The 21,451-nt window shown below is 46.2% G+C and carries 17 protein-coding genes and 1 pseudogene; 9 read left to right on the top strand and 9 right to left on the bottom strand.

Annotated elements, in window-relative coordinates; genetic code table 11:
- The first annotated feature begins 76 nt into the window (after positions 1-76).
- On the top strand, positions 77-2,251 hold the full coding sequence (fhuA, locus tag EHV07_RS13855; protein WP_147198616.1) for a ferrichrome porin FhuA: 2,175 nt from the start codon (positions 77-79) through the stop codon (positions 2,249-2,251).
- A gap of 364 nt (positions 2,252-2,615) precedes the next feature.
- Here the strand turns inward: fhuA and EHV07_RS24930 are convergent.
- A pseudogene (locus EHV07_RS24930) lies at positions 2,616-2,956 on the bottom strand (tyrosine-type recombinase/integrase); the annotation flags it as partial.
- Positions 2,957-3,302: 346 nt separating this feature from the next.
- Here EHV07_RS24930 and EHV07_RS13845 point away from each other — a divergent pair.
- Positions 3,303-3,827 (top strand): VOC family protein, encoded by a 525-nt coding sequence (locus EHV07_RS13845; RefSeq protein ID WP_147198615.1) that lies wholly within the window; start codon positions 3,303-3,305, stop codon positions 3,825-3,827.
- Positions 3,828-3,843: 16 nt separating this feature from the next.
- Positions 3,844-4,953, top strand: coding sequence for an L-dopachrome tautomerase-related protein (locus EHV07_RS13840; RefSeq protein WP_168199630.1), 1,110 nt, complete (start codon positions 3,844-3,846; stop codon positions 4,951-4,953).
- Between the two features lie 54 nt (positions 4,954-5,007).
- Here EHV07_RS13840 and EHV07_RS13835 read toward each other — a convergent pair whose 3' ends face one another.
- The 3 genes from EHV07_RS13835 to EHV07_RS13825 form a co-directional block, all read right to left on the bottom strand.
- Complete coding sequence (locus tag EHV07_RS13835; protein ID WP_147198613.1) at positions 5,008-5,832, bottom strand: sugar phosphate isomerase/epimerase; 825 nt, start codon at positions 5,830-5,832, stop codon at positions 5,008-5,010.
- The gene (locus EHV07_RS13830; protein ID WP_147198612.1) at positions 5,825-7,294 is read right to left on the bottom strand and encodes a sugar porter family MFS transporter; all 1,470 of its coding nucleotides are present in this window, start codon (positions 7,292-7,294) and stop codon (positions 5,825-5,827) included. Before EHV07_RS13830 ends, EHV07_RS13835 begins: the two co-directional genes overlap by 8 nt.
- A gap of 116 nt (positions 7,295-7,410) precedes the next feature.
- On the bottom strand, positions 7,411-8,280 hold the full coding sequence (locus EHV07_RS13825) for an AraC family transcriptional regulator (RefSeq protein WP_147198611.1): 870 nt from the start codon (positions 8,278-8,280) through the stop codon (positions 7,411-7,413).
- A gap of 769 nt (positions 8,281-9,049) precedes the next feature.
- Between EHV07_RS13825 and EHV07_RS13820 the strand changes: the two genes are divergently transcribed.
- From EHV07_RS13820 to EHV07_RS13805, 4 genes are read left to right on the top strand one after another with little or no spacing between them, the layout of a single operon-like run.
- Complete coding sequence (locus tag EHV07_RS13820; protein WP_147198610.1) at positions 9,050-10,459, top strand: sugar porter family MFS transporter; 1,410 nt, start codon at positions 9,050-9,052, stop codon at positions 10,457-10,459.
- Between the two features lie 25 nt (positions 10,460-10,484).
- Positions 10,485-11,495, top strand: coding sequence for a Gfo/Idh/MocA family protein (locus EHV07_RS13815; protein WP_147198609.1), 1,011 nt, complete (start codon positions 10,485-10,487; stop codon positions 11,493-11,495).
- Positions 11,455-11,946, top strand: a complete 492-nt coding sequence (locus EHV07_RS13810; RefSeq protein ID WP_254446245.1) for a PTS sugar transporter subunit IIA — start codon at positions 11,455-11,457, stop codon at positions 11,944-11,946. The genes EHV07_RS13815 and EHV07_RS13810 overlap by 41 nt, the downstream gene beginning before the upstream one ends.
- Positions 11,947-11,973: 27 nt before the next feature.
- The gene (locus tag EHV07_RS13805) at positions 11,974-12,915 is read left to right on the top strand and encodes a sugar phosphate isomerase/epimerase (RefSeq protein WP_147198608.1); all 942 of its coding nucleotides are present in this window, start codon (positions 11,974-11,976) and stop codon (positions 12,913-12,915) included.
- 146 nt (positions 12,916-13,061) lie between these two features.
- Here the strand turns inward: EHV07_RS13805 and idnD are convergent, their stop codons facing one another.
- From idnD to EHV07_RS13785, 4 genes are all read right to left on the bottom strand, one after another.
- The gene (gene idnD, locus EHV07_RS13800; RefSeq protein ID WP_147198607.1) at positions 13,062-14,105 is read right to left on the bottom strand and encodes an L-idonate 5-dehydrogenase; all 1,044 of its coding nucleotides are present in this window, start codon (positions 14,103-14,105) and stop codon (positions 13,062-13,064) included.
- An 11-nt stretch (positions 14,106-14,116) separates the two neighbouring features.
- Positions 14,117-15,472 carry an MFS transporter gene (locus EHV07_RS13795; protein WP_147200627.1) on the bottom strand — a complete coding sequence of 452 codons (1,356 nt, stop codon included), beginning with the start codon at positions 15,470-15,472 and terminating at the stop codon, positions 14,117-14,119.
- Positions 15,473-15,492: 20 nt separating this feature from the next.
- Positions 15,493-16,782 (bottom strand): MFS transporter, encoded by a 1,290-nt coding sequence (locus tag EHV07_RS13790; RefSeq protein WP_147198606.1) that lies wholly within the window; start codon positions 16,780-16,782, stop codon positions 15,493-15,495.
- A gap of 74 nt (positions 16,783-16,856) precedes the next feature.
- Positions 16,857-17,624: an SDR family oxidoreductase gene (locus EHV07_RS13785; RefSeq protein WP_147198605.1), complete on the bottom strand. Its 768-nt coding sequence runs from the start codon at positions 17,622-17,624 to the stop codon at positions 16,857-16,859.
- 285 nt (positions 17,625-17,909) lie between these two features.
- On the opposite strand from EHV07_RS13785, the gene EHV07_RS13780 reads away from it, so the two are divergent.
- Both EHV07_RS13780 and EHV07_RS13775 read left to right on the top strand, forming a co-directional pair.
- Entirely contained in the window at positions 17,910-18,611 is a 702-nt protein-coding gene (locus EHV07_RS13780; protein ID WP_147200626.1) for a FadR/GntR family transcriptional regulator, read from the top strand.
- 88 nt (positions 18,612-18,699) lie between these two features.
- Positions 18,700-19,953, top strand: coding sequence for an enolase C-terminal domain-like protein (locus EHV07_RS13775; RefSeq protein WP_147200625.1), 1,254 nt, complete (start codon positions 18,700-18,702; stop codon positions 19,951-19,953).
- A 198-nt stretch (positions 19,954-20,151) separates the two neighbouring features.
- Here the strand turns inward: EHV07_RS13775 and EHV07_RS13770 are convergent, their stop codons facing one another.
- Entirely contained in the window at positions 20,152-21,408 is a 1,257-nt protein-coding gene (locus tag EHV07_RS13770) for an integrase arm-type DNA-binding domain-containing protein (RefSeq protein ID WP_147198604.1), read from the bottom strand.
- Positions 21,409-21,451 lie beyond the last annotated feature (43 nt).

The raw sequence follows: 21,451 nt of genomic DNA, 5'->3' as shown, positions 1-21,451 counted from the left end.
TATAGGGCATTTATTTCTAAGTCTTGGAATATGATCTCACGACATTATTTCTCACTTAATCCAAACGAGTATATAAATGAAATTGCAAAAAGCTCTGGTTCTACGTACCTCTACCGTCATGATCAGTGCGTTTATCAGTTCATTGTCATTTCCGGCATTATCGTCAGACAGCCCCACGACCTCTTCTACAGAAGATACGATGACGGTTACCACTAATGGTCAGAGCTCAACTTCTGAAAATGCCTGGGGGCCAGTGGGTACAATGGTAGCAAAACGCAGTGCGACAGGTACCAAAACAGATACTCCGTTAATTAAAACACCACAGTCGATCACCGTCGTGACTCGTGAAGAAATGGATTTGCTGGATCCCCCGACGCTAAAAGATGCTTTTCGTTATTCAGCAGGTGTGATGGTTGACAACCGAGGGTCTGTAACTGGATTCAACTCAGTCAATATTCGAGGTTTTAGCCAGATTGCGGATAATATTTATCTTGATGGATTAAAACTTCAGAACGATAGTTATGCATCATTCCAAGTTGATCCTTATATGGTTGAGCGTGCAGAATTATTGCGCGGTCCTGTCTCTGTCTTATATGGCCTGAGTGACCCAGGGGGAATTATTTCTCTAGTGAGCAAGCGTCCTACAGCGGAAACCATACGTGAACTTCAGTTTAAAGTGGGGAATCATAATCTTTTTCAGACCGGTTTTGATTTTGGCGGTGCGGCCGATGATAACGGAGAATTAACCTACAGAATGACTGGTGTCGCAAGCGATCAAGATCAACAACAAACTGGCGAAAAAGCAAAGCGTTATTCCATAGCACCTTCATTTACCTGGCGTCCAGATGACAAGACTAGCTTCACTTTTTTAAGCAGCTTCCTTGATGAACCTGACATTGGCTGGTTTGGTTATTTACCTAAAGATGGAACCGTGACTAATGGTGCCGGAGGTAAATTGCCAACAAGCTTTAATGATGGTGAACCGGGTTATAACAAAATCTCCCGAAACCAGAAGTTAGTCGGTTATACATTCGACCATCAGCTCAATGATAACTGGACCGTCCGTCAGAACCTGCGTTATGGAACGGTCGATATGGATTATAAAACTATCTATGGTAGTAGTATTTCCGCCGTTGATCCTACTCAATTAACAAGAGGGGCATTGGCGTTCAAGGAGCATTTATCTACCTTCGCGGTCGATACTCAGGCACAAAGCAAGTTTTCTACAGATATAGTAGATCACACCCTGCTTTTGGGCGTAGATTATCGACGTACTCGAAACGACATCTGGCATGCCTTTGGTCTGGCATCAAATCTGAATCTTATAAATCCTGTTTATGGTAACACAGCGGTGCAGTATTACAGTACCAGCAGCCAGGTTGATCACCAGGAGCAAACGGGACTGTATCTGCAGGAGCAGGCTGAATGGAATCGCTGGGTATTAACTCTTGGAGGCCGTTACGACTGGTCCAAAACAGACAGTGTCAATCGCTTGAGCAATAATGCTGTTTCGGAGCAGGAAGACAATGAGTTTACATGGCGGGGTGGAATGAACTACCTGTTTGACAACGGTATTTCACCTTATTTCAGTTACAGTGAATCTTTCCTGCCCACAAGTGGCACTGACTATGCAGGTAAAACATTCCAGGCGTCACGAGCTAAACAATATGAGGCAGGATTAAAATATATCCCTGATGATGGGTTGATTTCCGCAACCTTATCTGTTTTTCAGTTGACGAAGAATAAAAATCTGAGTACGGATCCCGAACATATTTATTATTCAGTGCAAAACGGTGAAATACAGTCAAAAGGTATTGAGCTTGAAGCTAAAGCGGCGTTAACTGAAAATGTGGACGTCATAGGAAATTATTCCTATACGGATGCAGAATATACAAAAGACACTTTGTACAAGGATAAGCGGCCATCTGAAGTTCCAAAAAATATGGCGGCACTATGGGGTAATTACACTTTTCATGAAACCGCACTGAGCGGGTTGACACTTGGCCTCGGGGGACGGTATATCGATTCAACTGAAGGTGATAGTGCCAACTCATTCAAAGTTAAGTCCTATACCATCTGGAATGCAGCAGTTCAATACGATTTGGCCAGGTTTAATTTACCGGGCTCTAATGTTGGAGTCAGCGTTAACAATCTCTTTGATAAAAAGTACGTGGCAGGTTGTTACGCCACTACAGCGTGTTATTACGGAACTGAGCGTCAGATTACAGCGACCGCTACTTTTAAGTTTTAAAAAATAGCACTTACGAAAAACTTTGGTTTTCTTGCAGGCGATGAGTGAGATACTAGTTACTTTAGTAAACGAAATATTGATAAACTGTAAATAATATATAGAGTGATTTTTTCGCTGAGAATTTCGGTGACGTTTAGGAATGAACGCTTCGGTGTATTAGTACAAGAAGTCTTTAAAACTAAGCCTCCATGACGGTAAAGTCAGGAAAATATACCGATAGTAGAAAACTGTCGCTAGCGGTTTTTTATCAAACACAATTTTAATACTCTAATTGAGCGGGTTATTTTAGTTGTGGCAGGTTCAAGTTTTTAACTAAAGAAAGCAGATCCTAAATGTGTAGGATCTGCTTTCACTTTATCATTAATTATGTCAGGCTAGCTTGATTTATTCTAAAACAGTTTATTCGGCCCCGATTATAGGGCGGAACATACTTCCCCCGGCAAGCATCTAGATAGTCAGACCAACATTGTATCATTGCCCTTCTGGTTTCCAAATACACCGCTTTATGGATGTAAGTAAGCAGCACGCTGTTGCGCTCCTTGTGACTCATTTGACGTTAAACTGCATCTTGTAACCAGCGTCCAGATTCCATTAGGGCGCTATAAGCCATAGCCCGAAAGCCATACCCGCAGATATACATTTTCGTGTCATAGCCTATTATCCGTAGTGCCTTGTTGACAGTAATCTACACATCGGCCTGTAAGGGAGTTGCTGCTACGCATCAGCACTCCATTTAAGCTCTTTTAGTTTTCTTACACTGGCCTCGGATAGTGGATATATCTGAGGACACAGACTGCTTATGTTTTTGTCGCGCTAATTGGAATATTATTCTACCAAAGAATTGTCCTTATTAAGGTGTTTTTCTTATGCATGAAATGGTCTTCAAATATTACGCACTTCATGATGAATCTTCAACCCGAATTCATTATTTACCATACTCCAAACACAAGGTGAAATTAACTATTACTATTCCATATGTGACAAATATCACATTTATGCCAGGATTATTTATATGGGATTAATAGTCATTTGAAATAAATCGGGAGAAACGATGACAATCCGTGGCATAGAGCATATTGGCATCACTGTGAATTGCTTGAAGCAAGCAGAAGATTTTTTTGTTAATGCATTAAATGCTGTCGTGCTTTACCGGTTGGCTCCGCCGGGCGACAAAGATAAAGAGATTGCAGGCGAAAACATGCATCCTCTAAATGGTTTCCCTGTCGATATGAAAGTCACAGGCTTATCAATGTTGCGACTCGCCAACGGTTGCAATATTGAACTCTTTCAGACCTACCCCGTAGCAGATGATCATCAGGCTAACCCTGCGAATTCAGGCATAAACCATTTCTCGCTGTATGTTGATGATATCAACATGGCGGGTGAAAAAATGCGTGAACATGGCGCGAAAATGTTCGAAGGACCATCAGACTGCTTTGCTCAGGAAAAAGGCAAGGGAAACCAAACATGGTTTGGCATGACTACGTTCGGTGTTCTGATTGAATTAATCAGCCTTCCATCCAAGCTAAATTATGATGTTGAAAACACTGCCTCGCGATGGATCCCCGCCTCTTAAATCACCGGAGTGTACCGTGCAACGTAGACAATTTATAAGCGGCAGCCTTGCAATAATATGTCTCACAAAATCGACATTTTCTTTTGCAAAAATGATTAGCACACCCGCTTTAGAACGTAGCTTTACATCGCCCTGGTTGGCAAATGGTATAGCTATCTCATCAAGTGGGGCCACTTTTATCAATCTGCCGCGTTTTAAAGGGCATTTTGATTCGCCTGGGTTAGCCCGCATTACGCTTAATGGCCCTGTTGCTTTTCCCGGTAACCAATGGAACCAATGGCATGCTGAAGACGACGGGACAAATACTCTGGTTAATATAAATGCTTGCCACATATTTAATGATGATTTGGTTTGGGTGGTTGACCAGGGAGCACCTCAGGGCGATAAACCTAAAGCGGGAGCCGCGAAATTGGTTGCGTTTGATATCAATTCAGGCGAAGCGAAAAATATTATCCGGTTCGATGATAATTCATTGCCAGATGGTGGCTCGCCAAACGATCTTCGCATTCATGGTGAGCTGATTTATGTTACTGATTCAGGATTAGGTGGGATAATCATCCATAACCTTAAAAGTGGCCATACCATACGAAGGCTATCGGCATCGGTGCTGTTACGTAAACCTTATGACTTAGTGCAGAAAGGATTCAAAGGCAGAGTGTTGCAGGATGCCAGGGGAAAAAGACCGGAAGTACACAGTGATGTAATCGAAGTTACTGCCGATGGCGAATGGCTTTATTATTCAACACCGACGGGTCCGCTCTATCGAATACGTACCAAATATCTTCTCGATAATTCCTATACTGACAGTATGCTTGAATCTAAAATTGAAAAAGTAGCCGAAATTCCATCAATTGGGGGTTCAGCCATAGATGCCTATGGAAATATTTATTTATCCAATGTTGAGAAAAGGTCAATTGATTGCATAAAGCCAGACGGCTCAGTTGAGACACTTATTCAGGATGACCGATTAGAGACACCCGATGCTTTAATTATTGTCAATGGATGGATCTATGTTCCTGCGCCGCAAATAGAATTTCTTAGCCAAAATAATCAGGGTGAAGATCACACGCATTCACCCTGGTCAATATATCGTTTCCGTTTGCCTTATAAGACACGCAAATACTGAATCATATGATTTCAGGCTCATCATACATAGGTTTAGTTGATGAGCCCGCAATAATTACTTTAAGTAATAATTCATGTTTTCAATTACCTGTTTTGCAAGGACAGCATGGTCCATTTCCCAGCGCGCTGGACTAAACAATTCAGCAGACCATACGCCATCAAAGCCTGTAGCTCTAACAGCATCTGTCCAGGCCTGAATATCAATATCTCCTTCCCCTGGCATATAAGCACGTAGCACCGTTTCCTCCCATGCCTCCCCAGGTAAAGGCTTACGGCCATCACAAAAATGCACACCGAAGATAAGGGATGGATCTAGTTTTTTAATATCGTCAGGTGTAGTGGTACCCGTAGCAAATAAATGCCAGAAATCTATGACCAGCCCAACGTTAGGTTTATCGATGCGCCGAATGACTTCAAGTGCCTGCTCCAATGTATTAAATTTGGTATGAGCAATAACCTCAATCTGATAACGCACACCATACTGCTCGCCAATGGCAGCTATGTCCGAAATATTTTCAGTCATTATTTCGAGTATCTGCGTTTTAGGAAGATGATCGATGCCATGCTGTGCAAGTATCTGAATTGTCGGACACTCAAGCTCTGAAGCTATCTGCGTTAACCTCGTTGCTTCAGTCAGCATTTGTTGCTTAGAACCGTCCCTATAACGCTCAATATCAATTAGCGCATTCAGGCAAGATGTTTGTAATCCAAAGCCGTGTACCAACTTCTTCAAACTGCTGGTACTGCCGCCGTTATCAAGGTAACGCAGTAATTTATAGTGTAGAAACTCAAGTCCGTCGTAACCGGTTTCTGCTGCGATACGCGCTTCAGTCACTACGTTGCAATAATGTGTTGAAATACCGTGCAATGCCTTAATCATGTTTACCTCCCAAATTTTCGGTTGAAGCGGATGAAACAGCAGATGAATGGGATGTGTTGTTGAGCTTGATACGATCGGCAAGTAATTGTTCAATATCGTCTAGTGCTACACCGCGCGTCTCAGGGACATATCGTATGAGGAAGAGTAGACAAAAGAGGTTAATAGCGGCAAAGATCCAAAATGAAAATGCGCCATTAAATGCCTGCTGTAAAACCGGAATCTCATTTAAAACAGGAAAGAATTGGGTCACAAGGAAATTAAATATCCACATAAAACTCACAGCCATTCCCATCGCATAACTTTTTATACGAGGCGGGAAGATTTCTGATATTAGCACCCAGCATCCAGCCCCCCAACTGATGGCGAACATAACCATAAAAAGCAATGCGGAACAGATAGCGAGGTAACCACTATTTGGATTAAGCATACTTAATGACAATAACAGTAGAGACACAATGGAACCTATAGTCCCAATTTTCATCACTGGTAAACGACCAAAGCGATCATAAAGATTCATCGCTATGAATGAACCTAAAGCATTTAGCAGGCCTATGAAAATAGTCTGAAAAAGAAGAGTATCCTTACTCATATCACCTGTATTTAGGATCAATGGAGCGTAATACATAACGATACTTGCACCAGTAAGCTGTTGCAAAATTGCAATGCTACAGCCGATGAGCAATGCGTAGCGCAGCACGGGTGTATGCCAAATATATGACAGTGAACTGCTTCCTTTAGCGCTACTGCTGGGTTCACTGCGCATTGAGATAATCTGTCGAGCCTCTTCCTGATTAAGATCTGGATAGATTTTTTTGAGTACACGCAACGCTTTTTCGCCTTGCTGATGATTTATACACCATTGAGGAGATTCAGGAAGGATCAGCGTGCAGAATAGCATCATGATGACGGGAACAAACTGTGCCCCCATCATCCAGCGCCAGCCCTCATCTATCAGCCAAGTTTCGGACATACCACGACCAATGAGGTAATTGACGAGAAATACCAGTGTTTGAGAACCTACAAGCGAAAGGTTAAATATACCCGAGGCTTTCCCTCTTATACTGGCAGGTGAAATTTCGCCCATGTACATCGGTGCAACCGTTCCAGCTAACCCAATACCCAAGCCCGCGACAATACGTGCTGAAGAGAATAAAACAAAAGAATCTGCGAAAGTCGAACCCACGGCTGATAATGCAAAAGCCAGGGTGGCGAGGAGAAGTACGGGTTTGCGTCCTAGCTTATCCGCTAATTTTCCCGCAGCAAGAGAACCGATAATACAACCCACAAAGATACTTGATACTACCCACCCAGTTTGAGAGGGATCGAGTTGAAAATGCGCCTGAATTGAATCAACAGTGCCTGAAATCACACCGGTTGAATAACCAAACATCACACCACCGAGAGTGGCAATGCAGCATAATGAATACACATAGCGAGCATTACATCGACTATTATTCTGCATAATAGCCTCCGCCTAAAGTCACCAACGTCATAATGGTTCCTTACTTTTTAAGAAAAAGGAATTCTGCAGGTTTATGAAATAAACCTGTTCAGAAGCTTGCGGTCGGATGGCTAAAATTAAGTCTTAACTTGACCCGTTAGCCAGAATTTTTTATATCGCGCAGGTGGAATGCCGACAAGGTTATGGAATATTCTATGGAAATTATTAACGTTATCGTAACCGACTGCATTAGCAACTTCAGTTACGCCCAAGTCCGTACTAAGTAATAAGTTTTGTGCTTCGCCAATGCGACGCCTTGTTTGATAATGCTTAGGTGAATAACCTGAGTAATCTTTAAATGCATGTGCAAGATAAAATTGGTTCATGCTGAGTGCTGCAGTAATTGTGCTTAATGCAATGTCTTCTTTATAATGATTGTCAATATAATCTTTAACACGCTGGCCAAGCAAAATGGTGTCCGTTTCCTGCTCATGCTTGTGGCCCATCCATAAATTGCGACAAATTAAAAGCAACACATTTAGCAAATTGTCGCCAATCTCAGAGCTGTAAAGACGTTTGCAACTGACGTGGGACCACATCTGATCAAATAGTTGACAAATTTCACCGTAGAACTCGCCACTAGGCATGACAGTAGGTTGAGTACGAGGTGTCAATACATTCATAGGTAAACCATCTACTTTTAGCTGCTCAACACCGCAACTGAAGATCATCAACTCCTCCGAGGCCGTCGGTTGTTCATCATGCAAGACATTGGCGTTAAAAAGCATGATGTCCCCTTTTTTGACATCGTAGCTTCGTCCATCGATGTTATAGACACCGCAGCCAGAACGAATGAACATGATTTCAAAGCGATCATCGTGTTTATGCATCACTCGTGGTATTGCCGCTTCTGGTCCCTCTGCCTTACATATAAATTTTAGGCGTGGTCGCAGGCTGTTTTCGAAGCCATGGGAAAAGGGATGTTCATTGAGGCAAAAGGTCAGCATGATAGCTCCTGTCAGTGTGTCGCTATTCTTACATTACTTAATGGTCTCGTAATCATCAATTTTGCTTTTTATGATTATTTAACTCATTGAGATGTCTAGCTATTGCAATAATAAAAGTACTTCATGTACAAAATATTGTTATTCAAATTTCTCAATCAAAAAGAAGTTTGATCGCTGTCACACTTTTATTTTGTTCAAAAAATCGACGCTGCATTCCCGTATAATGCTGCTGGTTAGTTACAGATTGAACCGAACATGTTTTGAAAGGAAAAAATAACTGTAAATGAACAACATCATCATTATTGTTATTCAACAATTATCTTTAAATGTAGGTTTAATTAAAAAATGAAACATTTCCTCGATAACCCATTGATTTTATTAGATGTTAAATGCTCTTAAAAAATCATTAAAAGGTTAAACATCCATTCAATTATGTTAACTTTCACGCTGTCTTGACTCTTGTTTTGTCAATACATGGATATAGATGTGTGACATTAGTCACTTCAAATAGTGCTTTTCATTGTTAATTTATGATCACCCGCACGCCATGAGCTCGAGTGAGCGAAAGCATCTAGTATTTGAAATTAACTTTGATATAACGTTGTTGTAACGATAAGGGTAAACATTCGCTTCTCAAAATATAAAGAAACTAATATTGCAATTGATTATTAAATAATAAGTTTCAAATTCGGCTGAAAAATAACAAGCCCTAAAACTGACCATCATAACGGCTTCTAACCGTACGACCTTACAACCAGATGGAACAGATATGTATAATAAAACTCACCTGCAGAACCCGCAACGTATGCGGCTAATCACTATTGTGTCAACAATAGGTGGTTTATGCTTCGGTTATGATACGGGCGTTATTTCAGGCGCTCTAATATTTATGAAATATGATCTTAATTTGACGCCTGCTCAGGAAGGATTTATTACTTCTTTCCTATTGTTCGGTGCAGCTTTAGGATCCTTATTTGGCGGTTATCTCTCCGATAAACAGGGGCGTAGAAAAAACTTATTATGGGTTGCCGCAATCTTTATGTTTGGAGCATTAGGTACTGCCTTCGCCTGGGATGTTCCATCCATGATAGTCGCGCGATTTATACTTGGCTTAGCGGTAGGTTGTGCTTCAGTAACCGTCCCAATTTATATTTCTGAACTGGCTCGCGCCGACCAACGAGAAAGAATGGTTACAGTCAATGAATTAATGATAGTTACTGGACAATTTCTCGCGTATTCAGTCAATGCTGCCATTGTTAACCTTTACCCTGAAATGCAGCATAACTGGCGCATCATGTTAGCCATTCCAGCATTACCTGGTGCACTTTTGTGGATAGGTATGCTAATGATGCCCGAATCACCACGCTTCTTTATACGACGCGGTGAAACTGAAAAAGCAGTTAAAGTTTTGAAAACGCTTCGTCTTCCGGAAGAAGTTGATAGAGAAGTAAAAGAAATACAGCAGATCGTTAAAGCAGATCAGCTGAAGTTTAATCTTTTTGCCGAATTAAAGAATCGGTGGGTGATTCAACTGGTGTTAATCGGCTTAATGATTGTATTAGCAACACGAGTAACAGGTGTTAATACCATAATGTACTACGCTCCAACTGTACTCAAAGCTACAGGTCTCGGCGATGCAGCTGCAGTCACGGGAGCGGTCGCAAATGGAATTATTTCCGTATTGGCAACACTCCTTGGCATGGCATTAATTGGAAAACACTCACGTCGTAAAATGTTCTTTACCGGTCAGGCTGGCGTCACTATCAGTCTGCTTTTAATCGGTTTGGCGTTTAAATTATTTTTCCATACCGAAACTATTAATGGTGTAGAAACACTCCATGCCAATTTCGCTAATGCACCCTATGTAATCCTCGGTCTTATGCTGGTATTTCTGGTATTTATGCAGGGGTGGATCGCACCGGTATTCTGGTTGATGTTAGCTGAAATATATCCATTGCGAATGCGCGGCGTAGGAATGGGCTTTGCTGTATTTGGACTGTGGATGTTTGATTTCATGATTCAATCTATTTTTCCGTACCTGTTAAGCCATTACGGTGGTGGCATGACTTTCGGATTCTTTGGCGCGACTAACATCATTATGCTTCTTCTGTTGGTGAAATACTTGCCAGAAACACGCGGATTGACTTTAGAGCAAATTGAAAAGAAATTTCGCTTTTAACACTATTGCAACTAAGGAAGAATAAATGACTGTAAATATTGGTTTGATTGGTCTCGGTATGATTGGCCGTGATCATCTTAAGCGCTTCAGTAATGTTATTACCGGTGCGCGGGTAACTGCCGTTTGTGATATTAATCATACAGCAGCAGATGCAGTGGCAAATGAATACGGTGCAACGGCATTTTATGATGCGTTAGAAATGATAAATTCAGAATTAATTGATGCAGTCTTCATTTGTTCGATTGGCCCGGTTCATAAAGACCAGATACTTGCTTCATTTAAAGCCGGTAAACCTGTGTTTTGTGAGAAGCCGTTGACACCTACCGCCGATGAATCCAAAGAAATTATTGATGCTGAAGTGAGGGCAGGGAAACGCCTGCTCCAACTTGGTTTCATGCGCCGCTTTGATCCGGGTTATCAGGCGTTGAAAAAGACAATTGATGGCGGAGAACTCGGCGATATTATGCTCATTCATTGTGCTCACCGAAATCCTTCCGTTCCGGAAGGTTACACTTTGGAAATGGCAGTTAATGACTCAGCTACGCATGAAATTGATATCATTCGTTATTTGTTAAATGAGAATATAACATCTGTCCGCGTGGATAAACCGGGGAAAAAAACTCGTCGTGCGCAACCACATTTGCAAGATCCATTAATCGTGATTTTTGAGACAGAATCTGGTGTTCGTATAGATGATGAACTCTTCGTAAATTGTCAATATGGTTATGACATCCGTTGCGAAGTCATTGGTGAAAATTCCATTGGGGCACTCAATGAGCAGCAGTTAATAACGACTCGATCGTTGAATGGTAACGCGCAACACATTGCTCAATCCTGTATGGAGCGCTTCGCTACCGCCTACGACCGCGAGGTACAAACTTTTGTTGATAACGTTAACGCCCAGCGTGAGATGACAGGCCCATCATCATGGGATGGGTATGTTGTCGCTCTCGTCTGCGATGCTGGTTTAGCATCGCTAAAAGATGGTGCAAAACATGACGTTATTATTCCATCTCAGCCTGCTCTCTATCTTTGATTATAACTATAAGAGAAAAATCATGATGAAACTTGCTGAAGATGCTCTGCATTTAAATTGTCGTGCAGCAACAAAAACTGAGGCAATAAAATTCACCGCAGATGCATTAGAAAAAAACGGTTTTGTTAAGCCAGGTTTTTATGCGGGTATGTTAGCGCGTGAGGAACATGTATCTACTTATATCGGCTCAGGAATTGCATTTCCGCATTGTGCTAAAGAGAACCTCAATCTGGTGAACAAAACAGGTTTTCATGTTTTTCAATTTCCAAATGGCGTTAGTTGGGGAGCTGGAAAAGTCGTTTTCATAGTTGTCGCTGTGGCTGCAACACAAAATGAACATATCCAGGTGTTGGCAGACATTGCGGATCTATTAGGTAACGAAGTGAAAACTTACTTATTAGCAAATGCTAAATCCAAACAAGAATTTATTGAACTATTTGAACAGCCTTAATTAACATCCCAAGAAAAGGATTGAATAATGAAACTTGCATTGTGTACGGATGTGCTCGCTGATTTGCCGTTTTCGGCGATGCTGGATAAGGTCCAAAGTTATGGTATCAATGGTGTTGAGATGACCGCAGGCGGCTGGTCGCCATGTCCTCATGTCAAAACCGAAGAGTTACTCGCTTCACCTGAAAAACTTGAACTATTTAAAGAGGAACTGGCTCAGCGCAATATACGCATTGTTGCTTTGAATTGTTCCGGTAACCCACTGGCTCCAGGTGAATTGGGCGAAACACACACTAAAAGTAGTTACCGCGCAGTTGAATTGGCAGGCAGGCTTGGTGTTAAGAAAATAGTGATGATGAGTGGCCTGCCTGGCGGTGGACCTGATGATCGTGTTCCAAACTGGATTACGTCTACTATTTCATGGCCAGATTATATGCCAGGTGTCATTGACTACCAATGGAATGATGTTGCCATTCCATGGTGGAAAAAGTTTGTACAGCACGCTAAAAATCACGGGGTTGAGCAAATTGCTATTGAAGAGTTCCCATGTCAGCTTGTTTATAATCCATCTACATTATTGCGCCTGCGTAATGCCGTAGATGAGATGATTGGCATCAACCTTGACCCTTCACATTTAATAGCTATGGGCGCTGATCCCATAGCTGCGGCACGTAAACTTGAAGGTGCAGTGTTCCATGTACACGGCAAAGATGCACGTATTGAGCGAGGACTTGCAGACGTTGATGGACTTATGGAGTATCAGCCTGTCACCAACACTAAAACGCGTACGTGGAATTATGTCGCAGTGGGCTGTGGTCAAGATCTGAAATGGTGGAAAGAATTCTTCTCCGTCTTGCGAATGACAGGTTATGACGGTGATGTTTCACTTGAAATGGAGGATCTCACTATGAGTGTTGAAGCCGGATTACAAACTTCAATTGACGCGCTTAATGCAACGCTGAGTCGGTAAGATATGTTGTGCCTACTTTGTTATGGTAGGCACGCATTTGACCAGCTTATAAAATTGAGTCATATAAATAAATTACTGACATCAGGACATGAAAATTTTCAATTTCATCAGCCTTCAATTTCTACCAGTTGCCAGCATTTCAGCCATTAAAAAAAAATCAGCTGCACCTTAGCCGCGCTCTCTTTATCCGCTGCAAGTTCCAGCGCGCGTGCAGCATCCTGCATGGGCATTTCGGCCGAAAGCAGCGGCAGCGGATTGATTTTGCCTTGCTCAAGCCAGCGCACCGCGGTGGTGAACTCGCTGGTGAAACGGAAGGATCCACGCAGCTGTATCTCTTTGACCAGCAGCGGTCCGATGGGATAGTTCACTTCTGCCGCGCCCATGCCAAGCTGCACGATAATGCCGCCCGGACGCGTAAAGGCAACCAGCGAAGCCACCGCCGCCCCTGCGCCTGAAGCTTCAAAGCAGACATCAAAACTGCCGCCATTTTCCGCCCAGAGGTCGGTTTGCTGCTCGTCACGCGGATCCAACGCCGCGCTGGCACCCATCTCGTTCGCCAGCTGACGGCAACGCTCGCTGATGTCGGTTGCTACTACTTCGGTGGCACCCGAAGCCAGCGCCGCGGCGATGACCAGACAACCGATCGGTCCGGCGCCGGTGACCAGCACGCGCTTGCCGGTCAGATCGCCAGCCTGGCGTACCGCATGAATGCACACCGCCAGCGGTTCGGCGAAGGCCATCACTTTGGCATCTGCGCCGTCGCTGTACGGTACGCACTGCACGGGATTGACGCCAACATATTGGGCAAATCCGCCGTTAACATGTGGGAAAAACTGTGCGCTGCCCATAAAGCGCATTGAGCGGCACAGGTTTTGTTTTCCTTCCTGACACAGCGCGCACAGCTGGCACGGTTGGGAAGGATTGATCGCCACGCGCTGGCCAACCTTCAGGTCGCTGTTTTCTGGTACTTGCTCGATGATGCCAACAAATTCATGGCCTAAAATCATCGGCGCTTTCAGTACCGACATGCCCGCGCGGCCATGCTGGAAATAGTGAATATCCGAGCCACAAATCCCGCCACGCTCAACTTTGACTAACACTTGCTGCGCGTTCCACTCAATTTCCCGTGACTCACAACGCACATCATGTGCGGCATTGACGATCACCGCGTTCACTGTTTTTTGCTGCATTATGCTTCTCTCTATGCGTTTGAAGGGGTTTCGAATTTCTTCTTATTTTCAGCCGGTTGTTCGCCGGGCGGCGTCATCACTTCAATTTTGCCAACCAGCAGCAGGTAGGCCAAAAAGCCCATAAGCGCGACGGCGGCGATGTACCACATGGCGTACTGGAAGTTGTGGGTGCGCTGCAAAATAACGCCGATGATGATCGGGCTGACAATGCCGGAGAGATTGCCAAAAATATTCAGAAAGCCGCCGATGGTGCCAATTAAGTGGCGCGGAATCACATCGCTGCACACCACCCAGCCGAGATTAGAGAAGGCGTTGGCGAAGAAGGCGATAGAGAGAATAGCGATGGCAATCACCGGGCTGTCCTGGAAGAAATTCACCAGCGCAATCGAACAGGTGAGCAACATGCCCAGCATCACCGGCAGCTTGCGCGCAAAGGTGCGGCTGCGGCCACGCTTCAGCAGAAAATCACTTAGCGTTCCGCCGCACAGCACGCCAGCCATCGCCATCAGATAAGGGAACATCGCGCCAATCCCCGCTTTATCGATCGACAGATGCAGCCCTTTTTCCAGATAGACAATAAACCAGGTCAGGAAAAAGTAGAGCGTCGACGAGGCCGCGAACTGCGCGATAAACAAACCCCAAGTGGTGCGCTGACGCAGGATGTATTTCACCGATTGCCAGTTAACCTTGCCGTTTCCGTTTTGCTGATTCACCGAACCGTGCCCGCCGCCTTTGCGGATAATATCGAGTTCCGCATCATTCACTTTGTTGCTGTGCTGCGGGTCGCGATAGACAATCAGCCAGTAAATGCCGAACACAATGCCAACCAGGCCAGAGAGATAAAATGACATCTCCCAACCCCATTGAGAGACGATAAACGACAGCACCGGCGTCAGCAGCGCCAGACCAATATATTGCGCGCTGGAATAAGTTGCCGTTGCACGCGCACGTTCATGGTCGGGAAACCAGGTGGCGATGATTTTGGTGTTGGAGGGAAAAGAGGGCGCTTCCGCCACGCCAATCAGCGCGCGGCACACCAGTAGCATCATAAATGACGCGGTGGCGGTGGTGAAAAAGTGATGCGACGCCAATCCCATCAGCAGGGTAAACAGGCTCCACAGCACAATCGCGCTGCCGTACAGCCAGCGTGAACCAATCCGGTCAAGCAGATAGCCGACCGGAATCTGGCTCAGCGCATAAAACCAGGTAAACATCGAAAACAGTAAACCCAGCTGCGTGGCGGATAAGAAAAACTCGCCCTGAATATGGGAACCGGCCACCGCCAGGTTAGCGCGATCCATGTAATTGATAGCAGTGACAATAAACAGCATGAATAAAACGCTTAAACGCGTGCGCGTGGGTTTCATGGTCATGACTTCATTCTCTATTAGTATGCAGAGCGGGTTTGTGCCGTTGGCGTGCTCAGGCTGCTAAAGGTGGTCAGCGCGGTGAGTAATACCGCCACAACCAGCGATCCGCCCATAAATACGTAAGATGCCGCCGGGCTGCCGGTCAGGCCATTGAGATAGCCCACAATCCACGCACCGACGAAGGACCCCAGCGCACCGAAGCAGACCACGAAGGACATCGCGCCCGCCACAACGTTGCGTGGCAGCATCTCAGGGATCGCAGCGAAGAAGGGTCCGTACGGCGTGTACATCGCACCGCCCGCGATCACCAGCAGCACCCATGAGAGCCAGAAGTGCGTCGCACCGAGCGTAAAGGAAGCAATGAAGCACACCGCGCCCAGCCCAAGGAAAAGCAGCACGATGTTTTTACGCTGCTGGTATTTATCGGAGAACCAGGATGCGGTCAGCATCAGCGGCACGGCGAGCAGATAGGGCGCGGCTGAGAGCCAGCCAGTCGCGACGATGCCCATACCTGACGCGCTCTTCAGCATGGAAGGCAGCCACATGATGAAACCGTACATGCCGATATTCCAGAAGAAGTGGATAAACGCCAGCGCCAGCACTTTAGGCGAGCGGAAAGCTTCACGGTAATTCTTAACCGGTTTAATCGACTGCTGCTCTGCCGCCAGCGCGTTTTCAACCGCACGCTTTTCGGCCTCGCTCAGCCATTTGGCATCACGCGGTCGGTCGGCATAAATTTTCCACCAGACAAACGCCCATAAGATGGCAGGCACGCCTTCAATAATGAACATGCCGCGCCAGCCAAAGGCGTTCACCAGATAGCCGGAGAGAATCGACATCCACAACACGGTGATCGGATTGCCGAGGAACAGAAAGGTATTGGCTTTGGAACGCTCCGCGCGAGTGAACCAGTGGCTGAGGAAGATCAGCATCGCCGGCATCACCACACTTTCCGCTACGCCGAGCAGGAAGCGGATCACCGCCAGCAGCGCCACGCTGTGCACCATGCCGGTGGCGGTGGCCAATGCGCCCCACAGGATCAGGCTCCAGAAAATCAGCTTCTTCGCCGAGTGCTTTTCAGCATAAATGCCGCCCGGCACCTGGAAACAGAAATAACCAAGGAAAAACAGTGCGCCAAGTAACGCCGAAATGGCGGGCGTGATATTGAGATCTTCAGCCAGACCTGCGGCGGCACCAAAACCGTAGTTGGCACGATCGAGGTAGGCGAGGCTATAGGTAATAAAGGCAATCGGGATGAGTTTTCCCCACCGACTGGCCGGTAAAATCCCTGCAATATTCTGGTTCATGGTATGACCTCAGGTCGCTTGAGTAGGATACAGCTGAGTCTTGATGCCCAGCTTAGGTCGTTTAAATCGGCCCGTTACAAGGTGGCAAGCCAGCCACCATCCACGTAAATCATCTGGCCATTGACGTAATCGGAAGCAGAGGACGCCAGATAGATGGCGGTACCAACCAGCTCGTCGGGTTTTCCCCAGCGACCAGAAGGATTACTGCTGCAGACCCATTTATTGAACTCTTCGTTTTCGACCAGCGCTTCGTTCATATCCGTGAGGATGTAGCCCGGCCCGATGCCGTTGGTCTGGATATTGAACGGCGCCCATTCAGCCGCCATCGATTTGGTTAACAGCTTGATGCCGCCTTTTGCCGCAGTGTAAGGCGCGACGGTAGGGCGCGCGGCTTCGCTGGTCAGCGATCCGATATTGATAATTTTCCCGCCGCGCTGGCGTTCCACCATGCGTTTGGCTGCGGCACGCGAGACGAGGAACGCGCTGGTGAGATTGACATCCAGCACCCGCTGCCAGTCGCTCAATGCCAGTTCCAGCATCGGTTTGCGGAACTGAATGCCTGCGTTGTTGATCACGATGTCGACGTGAATGTTCTCTTCATCAAGCTGCTGAAATACCGCTTCAATCGCGGCTTCATCTGCCACATTGAACAGAAAGCCTCGGGCATCAAATCCCTGTTGCTGTAATTGCTCCAGCGCCGTATCCATGTGCTCCTGACGCGTGCCATTCAGCAGCACCTTAGCGCCGGCCTGCGCCAGGCCTTGTGCATAAGCAAAGCCCAAACCGCGCGTTGAGCCGGTGATCAGGGCGGTTTTCCCGGAGAGGTTAAATAAGGTCTGCATAACAAAACGTCCTTCATGTAACATGACTAACAAGTTGGATGGGTCACTTTTACGTTATGCGCAGAATGGCAGCAATTGGCAGGCGAGAGATTTGTAAGATATCTCACAAATTTTTAATGCCATCGCCAGTAGGGAATTATCCGGCTTATAAACTAAATTACTGAAAACAATTACTAAATTTCGCCATTTTGAACTGTCGCTGTTGATGTCAGCAAAATTCCTGCTTGTGTTGCAGGCAGTGACGCGTTAAAAAGCGGTAGACATGTAGGACAAGTGAGTAACGCCGTGGCGCTGGAAAGTATCCAAAAACATAATGTGGTTGATGTCATCTACGAGCAGATGAAGCAGAACATTCAGGATGGTCTGTGGGAGCCGGGCTGTAAGTTGCCGTCTGAGGCGGAATTGACCGCAACCTTTCAGGTGAGCCGCGTCAGCGTGCGGAGTGCCGTGCAGAAGCTGCGTGACCTTGGCGTGGTGGTGACGCATCAGGGGAAGGGCACATATGTTACCCGCGAAGTGGCGCGCTACGGATCGTTCAGTGATAACCAGCCCATTCTGCATCTTTCACAGGAAGAGTTTGATGATATGCGGGTTTTCCGTCAGACCGTCGAGTTCAAATGCATGGAGCTGGCAGTGCAGAACGCCACCGATGAAGATGTCAAAGTGCTGGAAAGCGCCTTGAATCGCATGCTGGTGAGTAAAGATGACTATAAGAAGTACTCGCTGGCGGACTACGATTTCCATCTGGCGATTGTGAAAGCCTCGCACAACAAGGTGTTCATCCACGTCATGGAATCCCTGAAGGGGATTTATGTGCATTACCTCGAAGAGTTGAACCGCGTATTGGGCATTACGCTGGAAAGCTTTGAAGCCCATATCAAAGTCTTTATGGCGTTGAAAAACCGCGATGCATCGCTGGCGGCCGAGACGCTTAATAGCGCGATGACACATAACGTGCATGCCATTGAAGATGTACGCCATAACTGAATAACCAAAAGCCCTGCTCAGGGCTTTTTAATACACATAACATGTAGGACATCATACAGCATGTTATCCAGATACCGTGAGGATCATGATGAGTAACCTGAAAATTACCGATGTAAAAACCATCCTTACCGCGCCAGGCGGCATCGATTTGGTGGTGGTAAAAATCGAAACCAGCGAACCCGGTTTATACGGTTTGGGCTGCGCCACCTTTACTCAGCGTATCTACGCGGTCGCCGCCGCGATTGAAAACTACATGAAGCCGTTTTTGATCGGCAAAGACCCGGCGCGTATCGAAGACATCTGGCAATCGGCGGCGGTCAGCGGTTACTGGCGTAACGGTCCGGTGATGAATAATGCGCTCTCCGGCGTGGATATGGCGCTGTGGGATCTGAAGGGTAAAGTTGCCGACTTGCCGGTGTATGAACTGCTTGGCGGCAAATGTCGCGATGGCGTGCCGCTTTATCGCCACTGCGACGGCGCCGATGAGATCGAAGTTGAAGATAACATTCGCGCACGCATGGAGGAGGGCTATCAATATGTGCGCTGTCAGATGGGCATGTATGGCGGCGCGGGTACCGATGATTTGCGTTTGATCGCCGGCAAGCTGGCCAAAGCTCGCAATATCCAGCCGAAAGTGTCACCGCGTAATCCTACTCAAGGCATCTATTTCGATCCGGATGCTTATGCGCGCGCCGTACCGCGCCTGTTTGATCATCTGCGCAATAAGCTCGGTTTTGGCGTCGAGTTTATTCATGATGTGCACGAACGCATCACGCCGATCGCTTCAATCCAGCTGGCGAAAGCACTCGAACCGTATCAGCTTTTTTTCCTTGAGGATCCGGTCTCGCCAGAAAATATCGACTGGCTGAGCAAATTACGCAGCCAAAGCAGCACGCCAATTGCCATGGGCGAGCTGTTTACACAAATCAATGAGTGGAAACCATTAATTCAAAACCAGCTGATCGATTATATTCGCTGCCACGTCAGCACCATTGGCGGCATCTCGCCAGCGAAGAAACTGGCGACTTTTGCGGAACTGTTCGGCGTGCGCACTGCATGGCACGGTCCGGGCGATATCTCACCGATTGGCGTGGCAGCAAACCTGCATATTGATCTGAGCATCACCAATCTTGGCATTCAGGAATATACTCCGGTGAATGAGGCGTTGCAGGAAGTATTCCCTGGTTGTCCTGAGATTGATCGCGGCTATGCGTATCTCAGCGATCGTCCGGGGCTGGGCGTGGATATCGATTTGAAAGAGGCAGCGAAGTACCCTGTGTCGGGCGGTATTCCGGAATGGACCAATGCACGTTTGCCCGATGGAACAGCTGCAAGACCTTAATAAATTACTAAAGGCGTACTTTGTACCGGTAGCCATATTCAATTGCCATTTCTTAACCGACCAGTAGGTGAAACAAGACGAAGAGATATCTCCGCCTTGTTTCACGAGTTATCATCTGTTTTGTTTTATATCTTGAGTCACCAGATAACAACATCTTTACTGAGACAGACTTGAGCCAGATGATTCTTTCTATCAGGACTAATGGCCTTTCATGGACACGAGATAAGGCGGCATGAATATCACCCTGCATCTGTCAAGATAATCCGACCACCATTGCATCATGGCCCTTCGAGCATCAAGGTGCTCAGCTTTATGTGTATAAGCTGCCCGTACAGTGTTACGTTCCTGGTGGCTCATCTGACGTTCAACTGCATCCTGCAACCAAAGCCCGGATTCCATCAGAGCGCTACATGCCATAGACCGGAATCCATGTCCGCAGACATCGACTTTCGTGTTGTAGCCCATCATCCGTAATGCCTTGTTAACCGTATTTTCACACATCGGCCTATAGGGGTTATGATCGCTAGGGAATACTAACTCCAGATGACCTGACATTTCCTTTATTTGTTTTAGCATACAAAAGGCCTGCCGTGACAACGGGACAATATGTGGCGTGCGCATTTTTGCTCCTCGTTCAGAGTAGCGAATGCCGGGAAGAGCTTCTCGGGTTGAGGGAATAGTCCAAATTTTGTTTCTGAAATCAATTTCCGACCAGCGTGCAAAACGTAGTTCACTTGAGCGAATGAACAGGTGCAAGGTTAGCATAACGGCGAGCCGGGTAAGTTCACGCCCCTGATGATAACCCGCAATGCGTTCAAGCAGCTCAGGAAGACGCTCGAGTGGCAGTGCGGGATAATGGTGCTTAACGGGCGGAGATATCACGCCGTCAAGGTTTGCTGCCGGGTTTGTGTCGATTAATCCCTGATGAACAGCATGGCGCATGATGTTACTGAGGTGCTGCCGCGTGCGGGATGCAACTTCCAGAAGGCCTTTTTCCTCGATACCTTTCAGCAGCCCAATGAAATGCCGGGGTTTAAGTTCTGATACTGACAGATGCCCTAGAACCGGAAAGATATGGTTGTTCATACTGGCCAGCAATCGATCAGCGGTATTTTGCGACCACTTTTTATTGCTTTTATGCCAGCTCAATGCAACGTGTTTAAAGGATTTTTCAGATGAGCGGGCAGCATTTTCTGCGATACGTTGCTGTGATGGATTAATATTCTGCACCAGCAGCTTGCGGATCCCGTCACGATGTTGTCGAGCATTCGCCAGAGATACTTCTGGATAGGCACCTAAGGCAATGCGGGATTCTTTGCCATTGATACGATATTTGAGATACCAGAGACGTGAACCGTGAGGATTAACTAAAAGGTATAACCCTTGTGAATCGGAGACTTTGAATGGTTTATCAGAAGGCTTGAGGCTGCGGATTTTAGTGTCGTTCAGAGACATATGGTGGTCACTCCATAATCGAACTGAAATGACCCCAAATCAG

This window comes from Pantoea sp. CCBC3-3-1, from assembly GCF_007981265.1.
In the GTDB taxonomy this organism is placed as follows: domain Bacteria; phylum Pseudomonadota; class Gammaproteobacteria; order Enterobacterales; family Enterobacteriaceae; genus Erwinia.
The sequence above is the reverse complement of the archived record's forward strand: the minus strand, read 5'-3'. Positions and strand labels throughout refer to the sequence as shown.